This is a genomic window from Bowmanella dokdonensis (assembly GCF_017254865.1).
Taxonomy (GTDB): domain Bacteria; phylum Pseudomonadota; class Gammaproteobacteria; order Enterobacterales; family Alteromonadaceae; genus Bowmanella; species Bowmanella dokdonensis.
Map to the genome: position 1 here is coordinate 307251 of NZ_JAFKCV010000004.1, position 20336 is coordinate 327586.

Annotated in this window: 17 protein-coding genes and 1 pseudogene; 10 read left to right on the top strand and 8 right to left on the bottom strand. The window is 56.0% G+C overall.

All coding sequences use genetic code 11. The features are described from left to right. Positions 1-15: 15 nt before the first annotated feature. From cydB to J0A66_RS09460, 3 genes are all read right to left on the bottom strand, one after another. The gene (gene cydB / locus J0A66_RS09450; protein WP_206573552.1) at positions 16-1014 is read right to left on the bottom strand and encodes a cytochrome d ubiquinol oxidase subunit II; all 999 of its coding nucleotides are present in this window, start codon (positions 1012-1014) and stop codon (positions 16-18) included. Continuing rightward, complete coding sequence (locus tag J0A66_RS09455; protein WP_206573553.1) at positions 1011-2369, bottom strand: cytochrome ubiquinol oxidase subunit I; 1359 nt, start codon at positions 2367-2369, stop codon at positions 1011-1013. The genes cydB and J0A66_RS09455 overlap by 4 nt, the downstream gene beginning before the upstream one ends. Positions 2370-2450: 81 nt before the next feature. Then, positions 2451-3002 carry a GbsR/MarR family transcriptional regulator gene (locus J0A66_RS09460; protein ID WP_206573554.1) on the bottom strand — a complete coding sequence of 184 codons (552 nt, stop codon included), beginning with the start codon at positions 3000-3002 and terminating at the stop codon, positions 2451-2453. A gap of 292 nt (positions 3003-3294) precedes the next feature. Here J0A66_RS09460 and J0A66_RS09465 point away from each other — a divergent pair, with 292 nt between their 5' ends. The 4 genes from J0A66_RS09465 to J0A66_RS09480 all read left to right on the top strand — a co-directional run bounded on the left by J0A66_RS09465 (position 3295) and on the right by J0A66_RS09480 (position 6291). Further along, on the top strand, positions 3295-4125 hold the full coding sequence (locus J0A66_RS09465; RefSeq protein WP_206573555.1) for an arylamine N-acetyltransferase family protein: 831 nt from the start codon (positions 3295-3297) through the stop codon (positions 4123-4125). Between the two features lie 171 nt (positions 4126-4296). Next, entirely contained in the window at positions 4297-5421 is a 1125-nt protein-coding gene (locus tag J0A66_RS09470; RefSeq protein WP_206573556.1) for a WD40/YVTN/BNR-like repeat-containing protein, read from the top strand. A gap of 100 nt (positions 5422-5521) precedes the next feature. Next, positions 5522-5986 carry an SRPBCC family protein gene (locus tag J0A66_RS09475; protein WP_206573557.1) on the top strand — a complete coding sequence of 155 codons (465 nt, stop codon included), beginning with the start codon at positions 5522-5524 and terminating at the stop codon, positions 5984-5986. Between the two features lie 32 nt (positions 5987-6018). After that, entirely contained in the window at positions 6019-6291 is a 273-nt protein-coding gene (locus J0A66_RS09480) for an antibiotic biosynthesis monooxygenase (protein WP_206573558.1), read from the top strand. A gap of 118 nt (positions 6292-6409) precedes the next feature. Here the strand turns inward: J0A66_RS09480 and J0A66_RS09485 are convergent, their stop codons facing one another. After that, a complete protein-coding gene (locus J0A66_RS09485; protein WP_206573559.1) occupies positions 6410-8239 on the bottom strand; it encodes a tetratricopeptide repeat protein in 1830 nt (609 codons plus the stop codon). Positions 8240-8419: 180 nt separating this feature from the next. Between J0A66_RS09485 and J0A66_RS23580 the strand changes: the two genes are divergently transcribed. Continuing rightward, the gene (locus J0A66_RS23580; protein WP_206573560.1) at positions 8420-8869 is read left to right on the top strand and encodes a DUF1028 domain-containing protein; all 450 of its coding nucleotides are present in this window, start codon (positions 8420-8422) and stop codon (positions 8867-8869) included. Beyond that, complete coding sequence (locus tag J0A66_RS23585; protein ID WP_338143879.1) at positions 8794-9141, top strand: DUF1028 domain-containing protein; 348 nt, start codon at positions 8794-8796, stop codon at positions 9139-9141. Before J0A66_RS23580 ends, J0A66_RS23585 begins: the two co-directional genes overlap by 76 nt. Here J0A66_RS23585 and J0A66_RS09500 read toward each other — a convergent pair. From J0A66_RS09500 to J0A66_RS09515, 4 genes are read right to left on the bottom strand one after another with little or no spacing between them, the layout of a single operon-like run. Continuing rightward, entirely contained in the window at positions 9138-10166 is a 1029-nt protein-coding gene (locus tag J0A66_RS09500; protein ID WP_206573561.1) for an ABC transporter ATP-binding protein, read from the bottom strand. The two genes, J0A66_RS23585 and J0A66_RS09500, sit on opposite strands and share 4 nt — an antisense overlap. Continuing rightward, positions 10166-11686, bottom strand: a complete 1521-nt coding sequence (locus J0A66_RS09505) for an ABC transporter permease (protein WP_206573562.1) — start codon at positions 11684-11686, stop codon at positions 10166-10168. The genes J0A66_RS09500 and J0A66_RS09505 overlap by 1 nt, the downstream gene beginning before the upstream one ends. Then, positions 11683-12720: an ABC transporter substrate-binding protein gene (locus J0A66_RS09510; protein WP_206573563.1), complete on the bottom strand. Its 1038-nt coding sequence runs from the start codon at positions 12718-12720 to the stop codon at positions 11683-11685. The genes J0A66_RS09505 and J0A66_RS09510 overlap by 4 nt, the downstream gene beginning before the upstream one ends. Before the next feature lie 11 nt (positions 12721-12731). Continuing rightward, the gene (locus J0A66_RS09515) at positions 12732-13541 is read right to left on the bottom strand and encodes a hypothetical protein (RefSeq protein ID WP_206573564.1); all 810 of its coding nucleotides are present in this window, start codon (positions 13539-13541) and stop codon (positions 12732-12734) included. 276 nt (positions 13542-13817) lie between these two features. Here J0A66_RS09515 and J0A66_RS09520 point away from each other — a divergent pair, with 276 nt between their 5' ends. From J0A66_RS09520 to J0A66_RS09530, 4 genes and pseudogenes are all read left to right on the top strand, one after another. Beyond that, entirely contained in the window at positions 13818-15665 is a 1848-nt protein-coding gene (locus J0A66_RS09520) for a sensor histidine kinase (RefSeq protein WP_241264111.1), read from the top strand. Continuing rightward, positions 15662-16743 (top strand): annotated as a pseudogene (locus J0A66_RS09525) (sigma-54-dependent transcriptional regulator); the annotation flags it as partial. The gene J0A66_RS09520 and the pseudogene J0A66_RS09525, both read left to right, overlap by 4 nt. Before the next feature lie 90 nt (positions 16744-16833). Then, entirely contained in the window at positions 16834-17004 is a 171-nt protein-coding gene (locus J0A66_RS23385) for a helix-turn-helix domain-containing protein (protein ID WP_241264133.1), read from the top strand. 291 nt (positions 17005-17295) lie between these two features. Then, entirely contained in the window at positions 17296-20301 is a 3006-nt protein-coding gene (locus J0A66_RS09530) for a TonB-dependent receptor domain-containing protein (RefSeq protein WP_206573565.1), read from the top strand. The last annotated feature ends 35 nt before the right edge of the window (positions 20302-20336 follow it).

The window sequence follows — 20336 nt, forward strand, 5'->3', positions numbered from 1 at the left end:
TTGCCCTCACCGGGTTCAGTAATACTTCAATTCCGTCACCTTGCCCCAGAATACCCGGTAAGACCAGATGGTGTAGCCGAGGATGCAGGGCACCACAATGGCCGCCCCCACCAGGATAAAGCGAAGGGACTCTGGTGCACTGGCCGCTTCGAAGATGGTCAGTTGGCCGGGCACTATATGGGGGAAGAAACTGAAGGCCAGCCCCTGGAAGCAGCAGATAAATATCATCAGGGCGATAATAAAAGGCAGCCAGCAACCGGCGTCGTCCTCCAGAGGCAGTCGTTTGAGCACCTGATGACAAATCAGGAACAAACACAGGCTGACAAAGGGTATGGGCCAGATAAACAGGGCAAAGGGCAGGCTGGTCCAGCGCTCCCAGACCAACTGGTTGATCAGCGGGTTGACGGCGCAAACCGCCACTACCCCGGCAAAGCAGACCCAGGCGGCTTTGCGCGCCCAGTGGATGGCCTTTTTCTGCAATTCGCCCTCGGTCTTCATAATCAGCCAGCAGGCACCGATAAAACAGTAGGCAGCGGTGACGCCAATGCCGCTCAGAAAGCCAAACAGATGGGCTTGAATGCTTTGTTCAAAGGCCATGATATACATTCCCAGCATATAGCCCTGCATAAACCCGGCGAGCAATGAACCAAACTTGAATGCCTTGTCCCACACCGGCTTGCTGGTCTGTACCACCTTGGCGCGAAAATCAAAGGCTACCCCACGCAGGATCAGCCCCAGCAGCATCAAAGTGGCGGGCAGATACAGGGCCTTAAGCACGATATTGTGCGCAGAGGGAAAAGCGATAAATAAAATCCCCACCGCCAGCACCAGCCAGGTTTCGTTGGCGTCCCAGAAAGGACCGATGGAGGCGATCATTTTGTCGCTGCGATCTTCGTGGCCCAGCGGCAGCAATATGCCCACGCCCAGATCGTAGCCATCGAGAATGGCGTACACCAGTACCGCCAGGCCCATCAGGCCGATAAAGATATAGGGCAGGGATTCATCGGTAATCATGCATTCTCTCCATGGGCCAGGGGGACGTCCGGCTGTTCCTCAGGTTGTATTTCCTCGATTTCCACCGATTTGCGCGCCAGCAGAAACAAGGTGCGCAAATAGGCAATCAGCAATACCGCATACAGACTCACATACAGGCAGAAGGTAAACAGCACATTGCCCGACGGCACGTCGGTTACGGCCTCGGCAGTGCGCAGGATGCCGCTGACCAGGTAGGGCTGACGACCAATTTCGGTCACATACCAGCCTGCCAGGGTGGCCAGCCAGCCGGAAAAGGTCATGCCGATGGTGATATTCAGCATCCAGGGCGACAGGCTGCCTTTGCGGATTAGCTGGATGCTGCCACACCAGGACACCAGCAGCATCAGCAGGCCGATGCCGACCATAATGCGAAAGCCGTAGAAGACCGGCGCCACCGGCGGATGTTCGCCGATAAATTCATTCAGGCCGCGGATCTCGCCCTCCAGCTCATGGGTGAGGATAAAGCTGGCCATATTCGGTACTGCAATGGCCAGATGGTTGGTGCGTCGTTCCTCGTCAGGGACAGCAAACAACAGCAGCGGCGCCCCTTTTTCTGTTTCCCATACCCCTTCCATGGCGGCCACTTTCTGCGGCTGGTGCTCAAAGGTATTCAGGCCGTGCAGATCGCCGATCAGCACCTGTGTGGGTGTCAGGATGGCGGCCGCAAAAAGTGCCGTTTTCAGGGTCAGTCTGGGTGCCCGCTTGGGATCGCCCCGTTTGATCCGATAGGCCGACAGACCGGCCATCAAAAAGCAGGCGGTGAGACCCGAGGCCACCAGCATATGGGCGAAGCGATAGGGAAAAGAGGGATTGAAGATGACCGCCCACCAGTCAAGCACATGGGCCACTCCGTCCCGCAACTCGAAGCCGGCCGGGGTCTGCATCCAGGAATTGAGCGCCAGGATCCAGAAGGCCGATAGCGAGGTACCCACCGCCACCACCAGGGTTGCCAGGGTGTGGGTCCAGTTGGGCACCTTACCCTGGCCGAACAGCATCACGCCCAGGAAGGTCGCCTCCAGAAAGAAGGCAGTCAGTACCTCGTAGCCCAGCAAGGGACCTGACACATTGCCGACTGTTTCCATATAGCCGGGCCAGTTGGTGCCGAACTGGAAGGACATGGTAATACCGCTGACCACGCCAAGAGCAAAGGACAGAGCAAAGACCTTCACCCAGAAGCGATAGGCGCGCATCCATACCTCGTCACGGCTCAGATCATAACGGATCTTGAAGTAAGCCAGCAGCCAGCACAGGGCGATGGTGATAGTGGGAAACAGAATATGAAAGCTGATATTGGCGGCAAACTGCAGCCTGGATAACAGCAGGACGTCGTCCATTGTCGCTCTCCGGAAGGTTGAAATTAATTCAGGCCGGGCCGGTCAGTGGACCCTTGGAGCAAACCTGTCAGGCAGAACAGATCATGCCGAATCCTTGCCGATAAACTTGTCTTTCATGTCCAGCACTTTGCCCACCCCCGAGCTTAGCTTAAGCAAAGTGTTGAGCTTGTCCGGACTCAGCCGCTGAAGCTCGTTGGTCCACTTGGTCACCGACTCCAGCAGATCGTGGATCTCCTGCAGGCGTTGCTGGGCATAACGCTCCTGATCATTGGCCGGCTGGTCGAGCAGCATATCGCGCAGCAGCGACAGGGTAGGATCGATCTCCCGTTTGCGCCGCTCCTCCATGACCTTTTTGGCCATATCCCAGATAGTGCCCACGGCGCGGAAATAGTCCTTACGGTCTCCTTGCTGATGCTGCACCTGCACCAGTTGCCAGGATTGCAGTTCCTTCAGCCCCATACTGACGTTACCGCGGGAAATATTCAGGGCCTCGGCAATGTCATTGGCGCTCAGGGGGTGTTCGTGAGCCACCAGCAGGGCATACATCTGCCCGACAGTACGGTTAAAGCCCCAGCGGCTGCCCATCTCGCCGAAGTGCATCACAAAAGATGCCAGCATAGGTGTGAGTTTCATGGTGGTTTTCGAACTTTCAGTAATTTCTGAAAATTATAAATGTTGTTTGATGCAGATCAAGAAGTTTTGGAAAAAGTTTGTGTGGATTCTCATGAATGCTGTCAGAACGTCTCAAGCCGTTGTCATGAGTGTCTCAAGGCTTTGTCTTGAAAGGTAACAGAAGTGCCAAAAGCAACCAAACCAGGGATTTGTTCGCTGTCACTGCCTTACTACGGGCCAGCGGGATCAAACCTCTTGATCTCAACCATTATTGAGGTTTTACCCTGCCGCTTCGTTAAACAGGAGGCACTTTATGACGCAGCAATTCGATCAACGACAATATCTGCTGAGAATTGGTTATTCGGGAGTTCTGGCTCCCACCCTGGAGGTGGTCAGTGAGTTGGTGGCCCGCCACACCCGTTCCATTCCGTTTGAAAATCTCAGTTCGTTTATGGGGCAGCGGGTCGGGTTGGATCCGTCTGAGTTGCAGCAGAAAATGCTGCACGACGGACGGGGAGGCTATTGTTATGAGCAGAACGGGTTATTTCGCATGATGCTTGAGTCTCTGGGGCTGAAGGTGGAAGGTCTGGCAGCCAGGGTTCTGTGGAACGCGGACCCCGCCGTGATGCCGGCCATCTCTCATATGCTCCTCAAGACCCATATAGAAGGACAGCCTTACCTGTTCGATGTGGGCTTTGGCGTGCAGACTCCCACCGCGCCCCTGCGCCTGGTTACCGGCACACAGCAGATGACGCCGCATGGTCTCTACCGGCTCAGCGAATCGTCAGGAGAATACCTGCTGGAGGCTGACATCGCAGGCAAGTGGGTGGCTGTTTACCGCTTTGACCTCAAACCCCGGTATCCTGCCGATTATCAGATGTTCAACTGGTACGTTTCCACCCATCCCGAGTCGGTCTTCGTTAAAAATCTGGTGGCTGCAAAAGTGGTACCCGGTGCCCGCTATACGCTACGCAACAATGAACTGAGCATCTATCCCAATGGGGGCCCCAAGCAACGTAAGACCCTGCAAAATCCTGCGGAGATCGCCCACAAGCTGACCAGTCTGTTTGCGATCCGCCTGCCGCACAATCCCGGGCTGATGGTCGCTCTTGAACGTCTGTGTCAGTCAGCTACAGTCATATAAAGTGTGGAACACTCAGGGGATAAGGATGCCCATACCGCTCCGGCCTTTTCAACCTTGCCGACTGATAGTTGGCACAATCGTTCTTTCTTCTGCGTTCAGTTATACAGCAATCTGATCGGACTCACGCCCGGTCCCTACCGCCAGTTTCAATACTTAGTCGAGGAGTTTGTGATGGTTGAAAAATACCTCCCCCTGCTTTCAGTTTGCCGGATGAACAGTAAGTGGATCATTGTGATTTTGCTGAGCCTGGCGTCGTCGGGGTGTGGATCCGACGATATCAGAATCACCCCTCCCGACGTGCCGCCCCCGGCGGAGCCTGATTCCCACTTTGAATATCTGGGCCTTGAGGGCACCACCGTCAAGCATTTCGCACAGACAGACACCGAGTTGGTGGCGGCCACTGACCAGGGCATATTTGTCTATGAGAATAATGAAAACTGGCAACTGACGACTCCGGACGACTGGAATATCAATGCCATTGAGGCCCTGTATCCGTCGCATTTTATTGCATCGGTGCAGAGGGGGGAAACCGAGACATTCCTGGCCGAGAGCCTGAACTCCGGCAGGACCTGGCAGGTGATAGACAGTAACTTCGCTAGGAGCAACGGTGCTGACAGCGCCGAAGCTGTGACGGCTTTGTATTTCAGTCAACAGACTGGCGAGTTGTTTGCCACAGGCACCCAGGTGCTGGCACGGTCGGATGACTTCGGCAGAACCTGGACGGTGATAGAAGGGGAATACGGCGGCTTTGCCAGCGGTTATGACACCCTGGTTTACAACCAGGACACCAACGACTTCTGGTATGGCGGCCAGGGAGCGATAGAAAATCCGGTGTTGAAGACGCTGAACAACGATTCATTGGCCTCTGAGGATTTGTCGGATCGTATCAATGAGCATCTGCATAGTCCCAGTGTGGTCAAGAGCATCCACTTTGTCGGGGATGCCGTCTATGTGACCGCGGAGGGCGGCATTATCAAGTCCACCGATGACGGGACGAGTTGGGACTCAGTGATCAGTAGTGAGCAGTCCAGGTTCTATTTTGATCTCCTCGTTGATCCCGGCACCGGCACCCTTTACACGGCCGGCTGGGACAAGGATTTCGACAACCCTCAACCCTTAATTGTAGAGGTCAGTGAGGATGAGGGGGCAACCTGGACCGAGGTCGAATACCAGGGAGAGCCGATCCAGGGAGGCGTCTGGAGTATGCACCGGATGGAAACTGTCAGCGGCGCACAGATTTACCTGGGCTTGCAGGGCGGCGGGGTGTACCGCTTTTTACCCGAACAGGAGGGGTAGCCAGCCTGGATAAGGCCAACCGTCCATTCGTCCGACAGGCTGCTGACTCTGCCTCCTCGCCATTTGCTGGCGTTGGTCTTTCCTACTTTCGGAGATACTTATGATTGAACCGATAAGAAGTGAAATAACAGTCCCATGTTCTGTTAACAGAGCCTTCGATGTGTTTACTTCAGGCTTTGGGAACTGGTGGCCCCGGGAATATTCCTGGTCCGGGAAAGGGATGGAAACCATTGGTATTGAGCCCAAGGTAGGGGGGCGATGCACTGAAGTGGGTCCCCAGGGGTTTCAACTGGACTGGGGAATAGTTCTTGAATGGCGGCCCCCTGAGCAGTTGACTATCTCCTGGCATATTGGTCCTGACAGGGTTCCACATCCAAATCCGGAGCAGGCAAGTACCATTGCAGTGGCGTTCAAGTCTGTAGCAAAAGACAAAACCCGCGTTGTTCTTGAACACAGAGATCTTCATAAGCATGGAGAGCGTGCCCAAAACTACAGGGATGCACTCAATTCGGAATACGGGTGGCCATTTATTCTCAATAAGTACCTGGGTTGCGCTTGTGCCTAATGCCCTGGCAATTGATAGTCTTAGGAGGAACCATGATTGTCACTCTCGCCTATGTGACCGACTTCGACCAATTTCTGCGGACTTTTTCGAACGAAGGGGTTGAGAAGAGAAGGGAACATGGTTGTAAGGGCGCCCATGTGGTTCTGGATCCCGATGACGCCCACCGGGTGTGGGTGTTTTTCGACTGGGCAGACGAGGATTACGAGGGATTTCTAGCGGATCCGGAGATCCCCGCAATAGCACGGAAACTGGCGCTGCGGGAGCCGCCGGTGAAGATTGATCCTGTGGCACAATACGACGCCTGAGGCAGACTACTAAGATGCCTCCGCCCCCTTACCTGTAAAAAAACAATGAGCGGGCTTTGACAAGCCGACAACGACAGGTCGCCCAGTTGGAAGCAAAACTGCGAACGGAGGACCTGTTTTATCTCCCGGCAATCAGAGCCTGATACTGCGCTTCATTGGCCAGGCTGGCAAACTCCTCGCCCCTGATATCCTGCCAGGTGGCGATCTGGCTGAAGCCGGGGTCACGGGTCACCTGCTGTAAGGCGGCGATGGCCCGTTGTTTGTCCTCAATGCTTTGTGACTGACCGGCACGTCTGGCCAGGGTCCTGGCCAGCAGATAGTTCAGTTCCAGTCTGACTTTGTTCCAGCCTCCTTCGAACCAGCCGCCCTCAAAGGTTTGGGTAAAATGCAGCATATCCCGGGTCAGAGCCAGCGCCGTATCGATCTCTTCCTGAGTGAGTCTGATATCAACCAGCAATTGATTCAGTTTGACCAGATTCCACCTGGCGTTGTCGTGCATGGAAATATTGTACCCGCTGCTATAAGTACCGTTGCGGGCATGATCATCTCCTTCGAAGACGGCTGTTTGTGTCCTTTTGATGGCCTGTTCCAGTACCTCAGACAAGGGTGCGCTGGACGGGGCGGTTTGATTTTCAGGCAGGGAATAGTATTCCAGGGCCTGAAGCAGATTATCCGGCAGGTATTTGGGGTTAAAATGCAACAGGGTTTGCTGGTGGAAAGCCGCCGGATTGTTCTGGTCTACCGGGTCGTCAATATAGGTTCGGGCCAGGGCCCTGCTCGGCAATTGCCCTGTGGTGCGCAGCAGCCCCTGGTCCACCAGTTTATCCAAAGCACCGGAAGAGTATGCCGCTTCGTTTTCCAGAAGTTGCTGGTAGTCGCTGCTGGCGGCCGCTTTCTGGCCAGCCGCCTCTTTCAGCCTGGCCCGGATATAGAGATCCCGCCAGACAAAATCCCGCTGCCAGTGATGATGTCGAGGCTCACCGGCAACCAACCAGTTATACAGATGCAGATGTTGATCTGGGGGCAAAACGGTGATGGCCCCTTCCAGCAAAGTAAAGTGCATCCGGTCCGAGTATTCGTTCAGGATCCTGGTGCGTAACTCCTGTGTCAGTTGGAAGCCGCTTTGCATGGCTTGCTCAAGCGCCAGGATAAGGTAGCCAAAGGCTTTCTGCTGAGTGCCATTGGCGCTTCGCTCTGTTGCACGATGCAGCCACCATAACTGCAATTCCCGGGCAAAATGGTCATCTGGATCCTGATGGACAGCCAGAACAAAGTGATTTCTGGCCTGATCCAGCTTCTCCTCCGTTACGCCGCCTTGTCCGAGCAGCCAGGCAGCATAAAAAAGGTTGGCGTAAGTGCTTTTCTCATCCAGTGCCAGTGCCTGTCGGTACAGGCTCTCAATGTCGGCGTGTTCAATCAGCTGATTGTATATGCGGTATTGCGCCAGCCGGGCGATATGCGCCAGGGAATCTGCCTGTTGTGAGGCCGGCTGGCTGGAGATACTTTGATACAGGGCTTCGATAAGATCATTGGACAACGCATTCCCTTCTTCCACCGGTATGCCGAACTCCCTGGCCCAGAGCCGGGCCAGATCCTGTTGCTTTTGTCTGATGGTGGTTGCATTCGGGCTCAGGAGAAGTGCCCGGTGGTAAAGCTGCCAGGCCCGGCGGTAATCTTTGGCCTGAATCAGCCAGTGAGCGGCATCAGACAGCTCAGCCACGGCCTGTTCGCGGGCCACCCAGTCGCGGAAGATGCCGGACAGGGTCAGGGCGCCGATCACCAGTGACAGCACGGTGACCACCCCGCCCACCCATTTTAGCTGGGTAGCCAGACGTTCAGACCAGCTGTGATGCTGCTTGCTATGGCAATAGCGGCAAACGCCGGCCTGTTTGGGAATCGCAGAATGACAGGCCACACAGGACTTGGTTTGCAGATTACTGTCGGACATGGAGATCTCTGGTTGGATAACCATCAGGCAGTATAGTTAAGGCCTGCAAGTGGCGCTTATAGAAGGAGCTGCTGCCATGCAGCCAATCTTTGGTATCCGGCGTTTAAACCAATGCGGACTGTCGCACGACTAAAGTCTGATAAAGGTATGTCATAACCACAAATCGACGGAGGAGATTCCATGCTCAGCACCACAGGACGACTGTCTGTCTTAATTATTCTGGTCTTTGTCACAGCCTTCAGTTTGCCGGCCCGGGCCACCTGGTCTGTGATCGCGGTGGACAGAGATACCGGTGAAATCGGTATCGCCGGCGCGTCTTGCACTTTTGATGTTTCCGGGGTCGCCTCTATTGTGCCCGGCAAGGGCGCTATTGTGGTGCAGGCAGCGAGCAACTACTTTGCCCGTATGGAAGGGGTAAAAAAGATGCAGGAAGACAGCTCCGCTGAGACCATCCTGGAGGCCATGAAGGCGGATAATTTCAGCCCAGAACGGCAACAATACGGCGTTATTTTACTTCAGCAAAACACTGCCCCCTGGTTTATTCCGGCAAGGAAATCACATCATGGCAGGGTTCCAGGCTTGGCCATGACGTTGCGGTACTGGGCAATATCCTGGTGGATGAAAAGGTGATCAGTCAGGCCTATGCCGCGTTCGAGCAGGGCAGGAAAGGCGCCTTCGCCACCCGGCTGATGCTTGCACTGAAGGCCGGTGAGGAACAGGGGGGAGACAATAGATGCGACAAGCAGGCCGCGCGCTCTGCCTTTGTTTCTGTTTATAACCCGCATACAGGCGCCATTACTGAGCTGTCCGTATTTGGCACAGATAAGGGCGGCCAGCCGGCCGTGACCTTGCTGAAAAACAAGTTCGATAAGCTTTATCAGACTGACCAAGGAACGAACTAGCCGGCTATGTCCGCCTGTTGCGCAAAGGCCGCCAGCGGATGGTTGGTGGTGATGGCGATGCTAACCCGTTCGCCGGGCTTGCTATGTTGTTCATGGCTGACCCTGACGCGCAGGCTGTGTCCTGAGTCCAGAGTCACGCAATAAAGCTTGCTGCCGCCTTCGTAGCGGACCCAGTCTACCACCGCGTTGCCTTTATCGGTTTCAGCGACCAGTGACAGATCGTCCGGACGTAGCAGCAGTTCCACCTGTCCGCTCGCGCAGTCCATTGCCTTGCCCGGTACGTTACCCAGTTCGGTGAGCACGTCCTGTCCTTGAAGCTGGCCGGGCAGGAAGCTGGCTTCGCCTAAAAAGCGGGCAACAAAGCGATTCGCCGGCTCGGCAAAACAGGTTTCAGGATCGGCTATCTGTTCCAGCCTGCCGCGGTTGAGAATGCCGACCCTGTCGCCCACCGACAGGGCTTCTTCCTGGTCATGGGTGACCCAGATGGCCGGTACGCCGGCGGTTTTGAGGGCATTGCGGATTTCCCAGCGCAGACTGTCCTTAAGGGCGGCATCCAGGTTGGAAAGGGGTTCGTCCAGCAACACAAAGGCGGGTTCGTGGGCCAGGGTCCTGGCCAGGGCTACCCGCTGCTTCTGTCCGCCGGAGAGATTGGCCGGTTTGGCCCGACGCAAGCCTTCAAGGCCAAGCAACTTCAGCCAGTGATCGGCCAGTTCGGTGTTTTTCAGACGAAAACACACGTTCTGCTCCACCGTCAGATGGGGAAACAGGGCAAAGTCCTGAAACACCATGCCCACATTGCGCTTCTCCGGTGGCACCATCTTGGTGGCGGTAGCCGACCAACTGCCCAGATTGATTTCGCCTTCGGTAATGGGGATCAGACCGGCAAGCGCCTGCAATATAGTGGTTTTGCCACAGCCGGTGGGACCCACCAGCATCATGATTTCGTCCCTGTCCAACGCCAGGTTCAGTTGCTTCACCACTGGGGTGTCGCCATAGTTTACGGACAGATTGCTAACCTTCAGCATTAACGGCGGTGATCCTCTGTAAGTGCAAATTCGGCCCGGCGTTCACCGGATAACATCAGCGCCAGTCCCACAGCGGAAATCAAAATCAGCAACAGCCCGGGGACAGCGGCACGACCAAAGTAACCGGCTTCATAAACACGCCACAAATAGGTGGCCAGGGTTTCAAAGCCGGTTGGACCCAGCATCAGGGTGGCCGGAAGTTCGCGCATGGCTTCCAGGAAGACCAGGGCGGCACCCGCCACCATACCACGCATGGTCAGGGGCAGGGTAATACGGCGAAAAGCTTCAGCCGGACTGGCGCCAAGCAGACGGGCGGCCTTGACCATGCTGGGATCGAGTCGCTCGGCGGTGGAACGCACCGTGCCCACGGCAAGGGGCAAAAAGCGCATCACATAGGCCAGCACCAATAAGGCCAGGGTCTGATACAAAAACGGCAGTTGCAGGCCCAGATACACCAGCGCCGTGCCCATGACTATCCCTGGTACGCCAAAGCCCAGATAAGTAATACGCTCCAGCAGACGACCAAAAGGGCCGGCAATGGCGGCCAGCGCCACGGGTACCGCCAGAATGACCGCCACCAGGGCGGCCAGCAGGGAGGCATGGGCGGAATTCCAGGCAAACTGCCATTCAAAACCACCGGTGCCTTCGCGGATCAGCCAGGCGAAGAAAATCGTCAGCGGCAACACGATGGCCAGCAAAACAACCGGCATGGCACTTAACAGCATCAGGCTGGTCTGCCAGCGGGCCGGCCAGAGGGTCAGTTGTCGTCCCGGACGTTCGGTACTGCCTTTGACACGGGATTCCATAAACAGCACCAGACCGACGATCACCATCAACTGCAGCGACAACATGGCCGCCTGACCCAGGCCAAAAGCGTTGTACTCCACAAAGATTACCCGGGTGAAGGTATCCAACTGCATGATGGCCGGGGTACCGAAGTCCGACAGGGCATACAGGGCGGCCAGTAACGCACCGGCGGCAATGCCGGTGAACACCCTTGGCAGCACCACCCACCACAGACAGGCGATAAGCGACATACCCAGGGTGCGGGCGGCATTGACCAGGCTGGCATCCAGACTCAGCAGGGAGGCGCGGGTGGTCATCATCACAAAGGGATAGGTGTACAGGGACATCACCAGCGCCGCCCCCCATAAGCCATCCATGGTTGGGGTGGGCAGACCGAGCAGATTTTCGATTTCACCGCCGGGGCCAAAGGCGGCATACAGGGTGAAGGCGCCGATATAGCTGGGCAGGGCAAGGGGCGCTGCCAGCAGAATCAGCCACAGGCGAGGCCAGGGCAACTGCACATAGGCGGTGAGTAGCGCCAGGGGCACCCCAATCAGGGTGGCGCCAAGCATAGTCAGCACCAGGAGCAACAGGGTGTTGGTCAGCACCCGCAAGTTATGGCTGTCGAACAGCGCCAGGCTGTCTGAAGCCAGGGCAAACAGCACGCCGATCGGGGCCAGGGCCAGCAGTGCAATCAGCAGTGCGGGCAGGTAGGATCTGGGCCATCGGCTCATAGCACGCCGACTTTTCGCATCAGGCTGAGTGTGGGCCTTAAGTCCGCCAGTTGTCGCAGATCCACTTTTGGTGGCGACAGACTGGAAAGCAGGGGCAGGCCCTCTGGCGGTGAGAGCCCGGACACCATGGGGATCTCGTAGGCCTCGGAGGACAGATAGGACTGCACTTCTTTGGTCAGCAGGTAACGGATAAAGTTAATCGGCAGGTCGCCCTCGCTCAGCGCAAGGACCCCTGAGGCGTTGACCAGACAGCCGGCATCGTTGCGGGTAAAGGCCAGATCCAATCTGGCATCGGGCTTACCCGATTTCAGGCGCAGGGTGTAATAATGATTGGCCAGGCCGAGATCTACTTCGCCCCGTTCTACGCCCATCACTACGCCTAGCTCACCGGCATAGGTTTTGGCATGACGGCTCACACCGCGCAGCCAGTCCGCCGTGGCTTTTTCACCTTCGAGCAGGCGCATGGCGGTGACAAAGGACTGGAAGGCGGCATAGGCAGGAGCCCAGCCGATGGACAACTTACTGTCGGCCAGAGCCATAATGCTGTCTGGAATCTGTTCCTTGCTCAGTTTTTCGGTATTAAAGGGCAGGGTACGGATACGGCCGGTGACCGGCGTCCAGCGGGGGTACTGAAAACCAGTTTTGAGCTGCGCGGTCAAATCAGTGGGCAGCTCACGAGCCAGCCCTTCATCTGTGATAAGGCCAATGGCACCTGAGTCCACCGCCCAGAACAGATCGGCCCGGCGTACACCGGCCTTGGCCTCAGCAACGATGGTATTGGTCAGCGCCGCGGTGGCGCCGCGGCGGATTTGCAGATTCAGTTTTGGATTGCGCTTACGGATAGCATCCAGCACATTTTCATAAAGACCGCCTTCGCCGCGGCCCAGATACAGCGTCAGGTTACCTTCCAGGGCTGGTAACTGCTCCACCGACAAGGCTTGTGCCTCCTGTGCCAGCGCACGACTGACGCCGGAGGGCAGAAAGCCAAGGGCACCTACGGCAGCCAGCGACTGGATAAAGGTTCTGCGTTGCAAGGGAATGTCCTCTAGAATACGTCTTGTCGGTTTTTCTCGGCTTTTTCGAGCAAGGCCTTGGCCTCGTGCAGTTTGGCCTGCATGCTCTGCACTATTTGGCGGACTTCTTCCACATCGGCTTGGGCCTGCAAGGCTTTTGGCAGAGTCACGTTAAAATCTTTTTCCAGGGACTCGACCAGAGCGGCATCCTGCTCGATCAGTGCACCTTCCACTCCTTCAAAACGCTGCAGATAGGTGTCATGTACCATAGTGGTGGCCACATCAACGAGTTTTTCTGCGTACTTGGCGACTACCCGGTCGAGCTGATGCTTTATCTCTTCGAGCGTCTGTGGCCCTGAGGCCATTTCGGTTTCAGTAGTTTGCACTTTGGCCAGCAAACCCTGCTGCTGATACTGGGCTGCCAGCTTGACCGCGCCCAGGGCCTGGAAAAGGGCCTGCTCCAGTTTGAGCTGTTCTTCACGGACTTTTGCCACCGGCACGCCCTGGTCAATGGCTTGCTTGACCCCATAAATACCCTGCCAGATCAGGGCGTAGACAGGCACATAGTTGGTTTCGATGGCAGCGTGGAAGTTTACCTCTTCCCAGTACTCGATCATCACATCAGTGTTGGCTTCTTTGCCGGCTTTTTGGTAGCTGTCCACCACCGCGTCAAATTTATTCACCAGCCAGCTCACCTCTTCTGTGTACTGACTCAGGTGGGCGTGAAGATTGTTTACATGCTCGCCGACTTCACCGTTAGCCAGCGACGGCTGGCTGACCAGTCCAAGGGACAAACTCAGGACGATAAATAAACTGCGCGAATGTCTGATTAACTTAGTCATTATTTTCCCAGCGGAATTGTGGTCCGCAAATGATACTTATTATCATGTTTAAAGTAAAGTCAGGGGCCGGCAAGATGGCATCTTACTGCCCCGGAATCAAGCTGCTATCAAGAGGTACCTCCTCTGGTGAGGCAATACCTCCCGGGGAGGATTTCAGTGGTCACTTGCCAGTTGATAAAGCGATGTTAAGTATTCAGTGCTTTTCATTGTCAGGGTAAATCTTAATAATGAGGGCCGCTTGTTACCTGGTTGTTAATCTCCTATGGGCGGTATGTCTTGTCTATAAAGTCTTCCTCTGTGGCTTATCCCCACGGTCATCAGAGCGTCTGGGGGTTTTCATCTCACCTGTTGCTGGTAGTGCTGACTTGGAGTCTGCTAGCCCTGGGGGTGGGGGTGCTGGCTTATCGCCAGGGTGAAAATAGTATTGAGGAGCAAGCCAGGCAGCGCCTGGTGGAATTGAGTTCCAAACTGGAAATTGAACTGGACAAATACCGCACTCTGCCTAAAGTGTTGACCCTGCATCCGACGCTCGGCCTGGCACTGACAAACGCGGATGCCAGTTCACTGGAGGCTGCCAACAAACTGCTGAGCCGCTATAACCAATACCTGTCAAGCGATGTGGTTTATCTGGTCGATACCCGTGGGATTACCCTGGCCTCCAGCAACTGGCAGTCCCCGGAGAGTTTTGTGGGCAGCGACTATCGGTTCCGCCCCTATTTCCAGCAGGCCCTGGGTGGGGTGGCGGGCAGTTACTTCGCCCTGGGTACGGTGTCGGGCCGCCGTGGTTACTATTTTTCTTATCCGGTACTACAAAATGAAGAGGTCACCGGGGTGCTGGTGATCAAGGTAGCGCTGTCGGCGCTGGAGGATAGCTGGCTGGGGGACCCCTTCGACTTTTTGCTGACCGATATCCACGGCGTGGTCTTCTACAGCTCATATCCAGGTTGGAACTACCAAACCCTGGCGGCACTGGCTCCTCAGGTGGAGACGCAACTACTTGCGCAGAAACAGTACGGCAGCGGACCCATCGCCACCCTGACCAAGTCTTCCCATATGCAGAAGTTACTGGACGAACCCGGGCTCAGGCTGGAAAAAGACGGTCGCCAGGTGGCTTTTTTGCAGGTGCACAAGGACATGAGCCCGGTGGGATGGCGCCTGTTTGCCCTGGCACCGGTCTCCCTGATCCATCAGTATGTGATCTGGAGCCTGCTGCTGTATTCCCTGCTGTTTGTGTTGGTGTATCTGATCAGTTTTTCCTGGCGCAGGACAGTCGATGCACGAAAACAGCTGGCGGCTATTAACGAGCGCCTGGAGCACCGGGTGGAGGAACGCACTGCCGAGCTCAGCCAGTCCAATGAACAGCTTAAGGAAATTATCGACAAATACCGGCAAACCGAGCTGACCCTCAAACGCACCCAGAATGAGCTGATCCAGGCCGGCAAGCTGGCCATGCTCGGTGAGATGGCCGCCAGTATCAACCACGAACTGAACCAGCCCCTGGCTGCCATGCGTATTTATACCGAAACCCTGCAGATGCTGGCGAAGCGGGGGGAAACACGGGCCGTCAGTGACAACGCCGACGAGATCCTCAAACTGAATAAGATGATGGCCAAAATCATCGGCCAGTACAAACTCTTTGCCCGCAAGTCGGCTGGTAAGACCGGGCCGGTCTCGGTAGCCGAAACCCTGTCCGCCTCGCTGGCCATACTGGACAGCAAAATTCAGAAAATGGGTATCCACATTGAGCCCCAGGGCCTGACTGAGACCCTACAGGTCATGGCGGACGCAGTGCCGCTGGAACAGGTGATCATCAACCTGCTGAACAACGCCCTGCAGGCGGTGAGCGACCATCCCACCCCACAGATAGGGCTGAGAGTCGAAGTGCAGGATCAACAGGTGGTTCTGTTGGTGGAAGATAACGGTCCTGGTTTTGCCGATGACGAGCTGGATAAGGTGTTCGAACCCTTTTATACCACCAAGGGCCAGGGGCTGGGGCTGGGACTTACCATCTCCAAGCGGATTGTCGAATCCTTTAACGGGCAGATCCATGCCGAGAATCGCACCCGGGGCGGCGCCAGGTTTGTGGTCAGCCTGAATCGCCACATGACGGAGGAGAGCTTATGACGTCACCGGTTATCCTGATAGACGACGAGCCGGCCATTCTCAACGCGCTGAAACAACTGTTGCACCTTGAAGGCTATGGCACCAGTGTCTTCAGCCAGGCCAGTGAGGCATTGTCCACCCTTGAGCCCAACTGGCCTGGGGTGGTGGTCACCGATATCAATATGCCCGGCATGGACGGCATTGCTTTTCTCAAACAGGCACTGAAGCTGGATCCTGAATTGCCGGTCATCATGCTGACCGGACATGGGGATATTTCCACGGCGGTGGATGCCATGCGTATTGGTGCTTACGATTTTCTGGAAAAACCCTTTTCCAATGAACACCTGCTGGACGTATTAAGAAGGGCATCCGATAAACGCAAGCTGGTACTGGAAAATCGTGAGCTCAAGGATGAACTGTCGGCACAGGGGGCCGCCGGGCCACGCATTCTGGGTCATCATCCGCAAATCAGGGAACTGAGGCGGTTGCTGGCCCGGATCAAGGACATTCCGGCCGATGTGTTGATCCGGGGGGAGACAGGTTCGGGTAAAGATCTGGTTGCCCGCTACCTGCATTACAACAGCAAGCGGGCCAGCGAGAACTTTGTCGCCATCACTGCGGCGCCATTCCCGAAACCATGATCGAAAGTGAGTTGTTCGGCTTCGAAGCTGGCGCCTTTACCAGTGCCCAGAAGCGACGGGTGGGAAAAATCGAATATGCCAACGGCGGTACCTTCTTCCTGGATGAAATAGAAAGCATGCCCATGCCCCTGCAAATCAAGTTGTTACGGGTGTTGGAGGAGAGAAAGATCGAACCTTTGGGCAGTAACAAGGTGGTGGATCTGGATATCCGTTTTGTGGCTGCCGCCAAGGTGGATCTCAAGGAGCTGGTGGCTCGGGGCGAGTTTCGTGAGGATCTTTATTACCGGTTGAACGTACTCAATGTGCAGATTCCACCCTTACGGGAGCGCAAGGAAGATATTTCGCTGTTGTTCCAGCATTTTACCGCTATTGCCAGCAGCCGCTTTGGCACCGATGCGCCCAAGCTGGATGCTGAACAACTTTATCGTCTGCAATCCCACAATTGGCCGGGCAATATCCGGGAACTGCGCAATACCGCCGAACGCTTTGTGCTGATGGGCGGTGAATCGGTATTGGAAAAATCCGGTGACGGCTGCGCCCAGACCGGCATGACGCTGGCCGACAAGGTCGGCCATTTTGAGCGCTCCCTGTTGCAGGACGCACTGCAGGAGAACGAAGGCAGGCTGATTGACGTGCAGCAGCAGCTGGGATTGCCGCGTAAAACCCTGTACGACAAGATGCGTAAATACGGCCTGGATAAGGGCGATTTCAAAGGCTGAAGATGCTGGTCCAAAAAAGGTTTACTCCCCGGCGAAGGCATTTGGGCGGATTCCCGCCCGGCCCTTCTTTGAAATGGGTGGGGAACCACCCATTTCTACCGACCACGCCCCGTATATATTTATCAACTCTTTGTATTTAAAAGATTTATCCTTGTTTGCGAATGTTGGCCGGTATGTTGCAAATTGGTTAATGCTGTGAGTTTTTTGTGGGGAATTAAGCCATTTTCGACAAAACGTGCTCGCCCCTTGAAACATTGAATTAACATAACCAAGCACTGATCAGGTACAACAATGATAAATCCAATAACACAGATAATCAGACACAGATACCTTAGTAACAAGCCCCTGCAGTGGGTGGCGCTGGCCTCTGTTTTGAGCGCGCCGGCCCTGGCCCAAACTGCCCCCGCTGCGGCGGACGTGGAAAAGATCTCCGTGGTGGGTTCGCAGATCAAAGGAGCGGAAATCAGCGAAGCCCTGGCCATGTCGCAACTGAGCGGCGAAGAGATAGAGATGCTGGGCATCGATTCGGGTGACGAGCTGCTGCAACTGATACCTGAGAACGGGCAAAACTTTTTCAATGAGGCCGGCAACATCAGCGGTGGCGTCAACGCGGCCCGGGGTGACATCGGCGCGTTTAATTTGCGCAACCTGGGTACCGGCAATACCCTGGTCCTGCTCAACGGCCGGCGGATGGTGAACGCCGCGTCTTACCAGACTGAGGAAGTGGGCGGGAGTTTTGTGCCGGTCAATACCGTCAATTCCCAGACCATTCCGGTGTACGGTATCAAGCGGGTGGAAGTGCTGCGCGACGGCGCCTCGGCCATCTATGGCGCCGATGCGGTGGCCGGCGTGGTCAATACCGTCACCCCCACGGACTATGAGGGCTTCAATGTCAGGTTGAAATGGACTGAGTTCGAGCATCTGCCCCGTGACGACCAGACCCTGTCCATGCAGTGGGGAAAATTCTTCAACGAGGGTCGCACCAATGTCGGCATGATCTTCAACTACTACCAGCGGGGGCGGGTCAATTCCCAGGACGATCCCCGCTGGTCCAACGCCGATCTCACTGATCGGTTGTCGCCTGATTCGCCCTGGTACGGGCACTCCGAATTTGTCAACGACAGCGCAAACTCCCTATATGGACAATTCGATATTCTGGATCGTATAGGTGCCGGCCACAGCCTGCGTCAGAACGATCTGGTGGATGGTAGCGGTGAGTTTGAAACCTACCCGGTGGGCGATCCCCGCTGTATGTACGAAATTGGCAACGGACTGTGCGCTGCACCAGATGGGCAGGGCACCTACCGCTACAACATGAACGAAAATCGCGATCTGACCTCCAAGCTGGACCGCCTCAATCTGTTCATGAACATTAATCATGTATTCGACAACGGCTGGGAAGCCTTTACCGAGATCCTGGCCTATCAATCAAAGACCAACCTGATTCGCCATCCCACTGCGCCGGTTTCCACGTCCAAATTTATAATGCCGGCGGACAGCTATTACAATCCGCTGGGACCTTGCGGGTCACCGAATCGCCTGCCGGACAGCCTTATCGGAGGCGATGTACCCTGTGAGGGACTGGCCCTGGAGATAGACAACTATCGCTTTGCCGAACTGCCACGCACTGTGGATAACGACGGCCGTACCTTTCGCTTCCTGCAGGGGCTGCGCGGCAACCTGGGTGACTGGGACTGGGAAACCGCCCTGTCCTGGTCCAAAGACCGCAAAGAGGACATTACCCACAACCGGGTCTCCAACATCCTGATGCAAGAAGCGCTCAACGACACCACCGAAGCGGCCTACAACCCTTTCAGCGGCGGGGTGAACAGCAATATCGAGCGAGCCCTGATCGATGTGAGCCGGGTCAGCGAGTCGGAACTGAGGACCTTCGATGTCAAGTTTTCCACTCCTTATCTGTATGAACTGCCGGCCGGCTGGCTGGGTTTTGTCACCGGCTTTGAGTATAGGGAGGAGTCTTTCTTCGACGACAGGGATCCTCGCCTGGACGGCACTATCCAGTTCGTTGACCAGGACGGGGACACCTACCCCTATGTGTCGGATGTGGTGAATTCCAGTCCGACGCCGGACAGTCGCGGTGAGCGCGAGGTGTCATCGGTGTTTGCTGAACTGCAGGTGCCGGTGCTGGAAAGCCTGGATGTGCAGCTGGCCCTGCGTTACGAGGATTTCTCCGATGTGGGGGACACCACGGTGGGCAAGGTTGCCTTTGGCTGGCGGCCCTTTGAGCCAGTGTTGGTTCGCGGTTCCTGGTCCGAGGCTTTCCGTGCGCCGAACCTGGTGACCATTAATGAGGACATTGTCGCCAGGAACCAGACCCGAACTGATTATGTTTGCCTGTATGCGGCTGAAAACGGCGGCGATCCACAGCAGGAGGCACTGGACTGCAATTATTCTTTGCAACGGGTGGCCCAGGGCAGTGAGGATCTGCAGCCGGAAGAGTCCGACAATACTTCTGTGGGCATCGTAGTGGAGCCGCTGGAAGGTCTGGCGGTGACCCTGGACTTCTGGTCCATTAAGAAGAAAAACACTATCGGTTTGTTTGGCGAGGAAAACCATACCTTGCTGGATCTCATCCAGCGTCTGGAACAGGGACTGGATAACTGCAGCGGCGCAGGGTTTAACCCGGCAGTGAATCGTGAGGCGGTGGATGCGGATAACGCCGCATTCTTCACCAATGCCGGTATCTGTCCGGCCGGCAACATCAACTTCATCGATGATCGTTACGCCAATCTGGATACCCGCACGGTGCAGGGCTATGACCTGGGCATCTATTACGATCTGAATACCGATATTGGCCGCTTCAAGCTGGACTACAATGGCTCCTTCCTGGACAAGTTTGAGCAACAGGCCGGTGGCGATGCCGCCGTGCTGGTGGAGGCCCAGCAAAGCGGTCTGTTGCCTGAAAGTTATCCGGTGGGCGGCTTTGCCGACCTGGTTGGCCGCGACGGACACCAGGATGAGAAGCACAGCCTGCGGGTCAGTTGGCGCAAGGGGCAGTACGGGGCTTCGTTACTGGGGTATCGTATCGGCGAATTCTACCAGAGCGCCCTGACCCTGGAGGACGGCACCCGTTATGTGATTCCGGCCATGACGACGCTGGATGCGACCTTCGACTATCACACCAAGCTTTATGAGGCCGAAACCCGCTTCCGCCTTGGTGTTAAGAACCTAACTGACGAGCGGGCGCCGCTGGCGGCCTCTTCATTTGGTTTCTTCGAAGATGCCCATCAGGACTACGGCCGTTATTTCTATCTGGATGTGAAAGCCAGCTTCTGACCCATCACCTTGTCAAGGCGGGCCAGTCCCGCCTG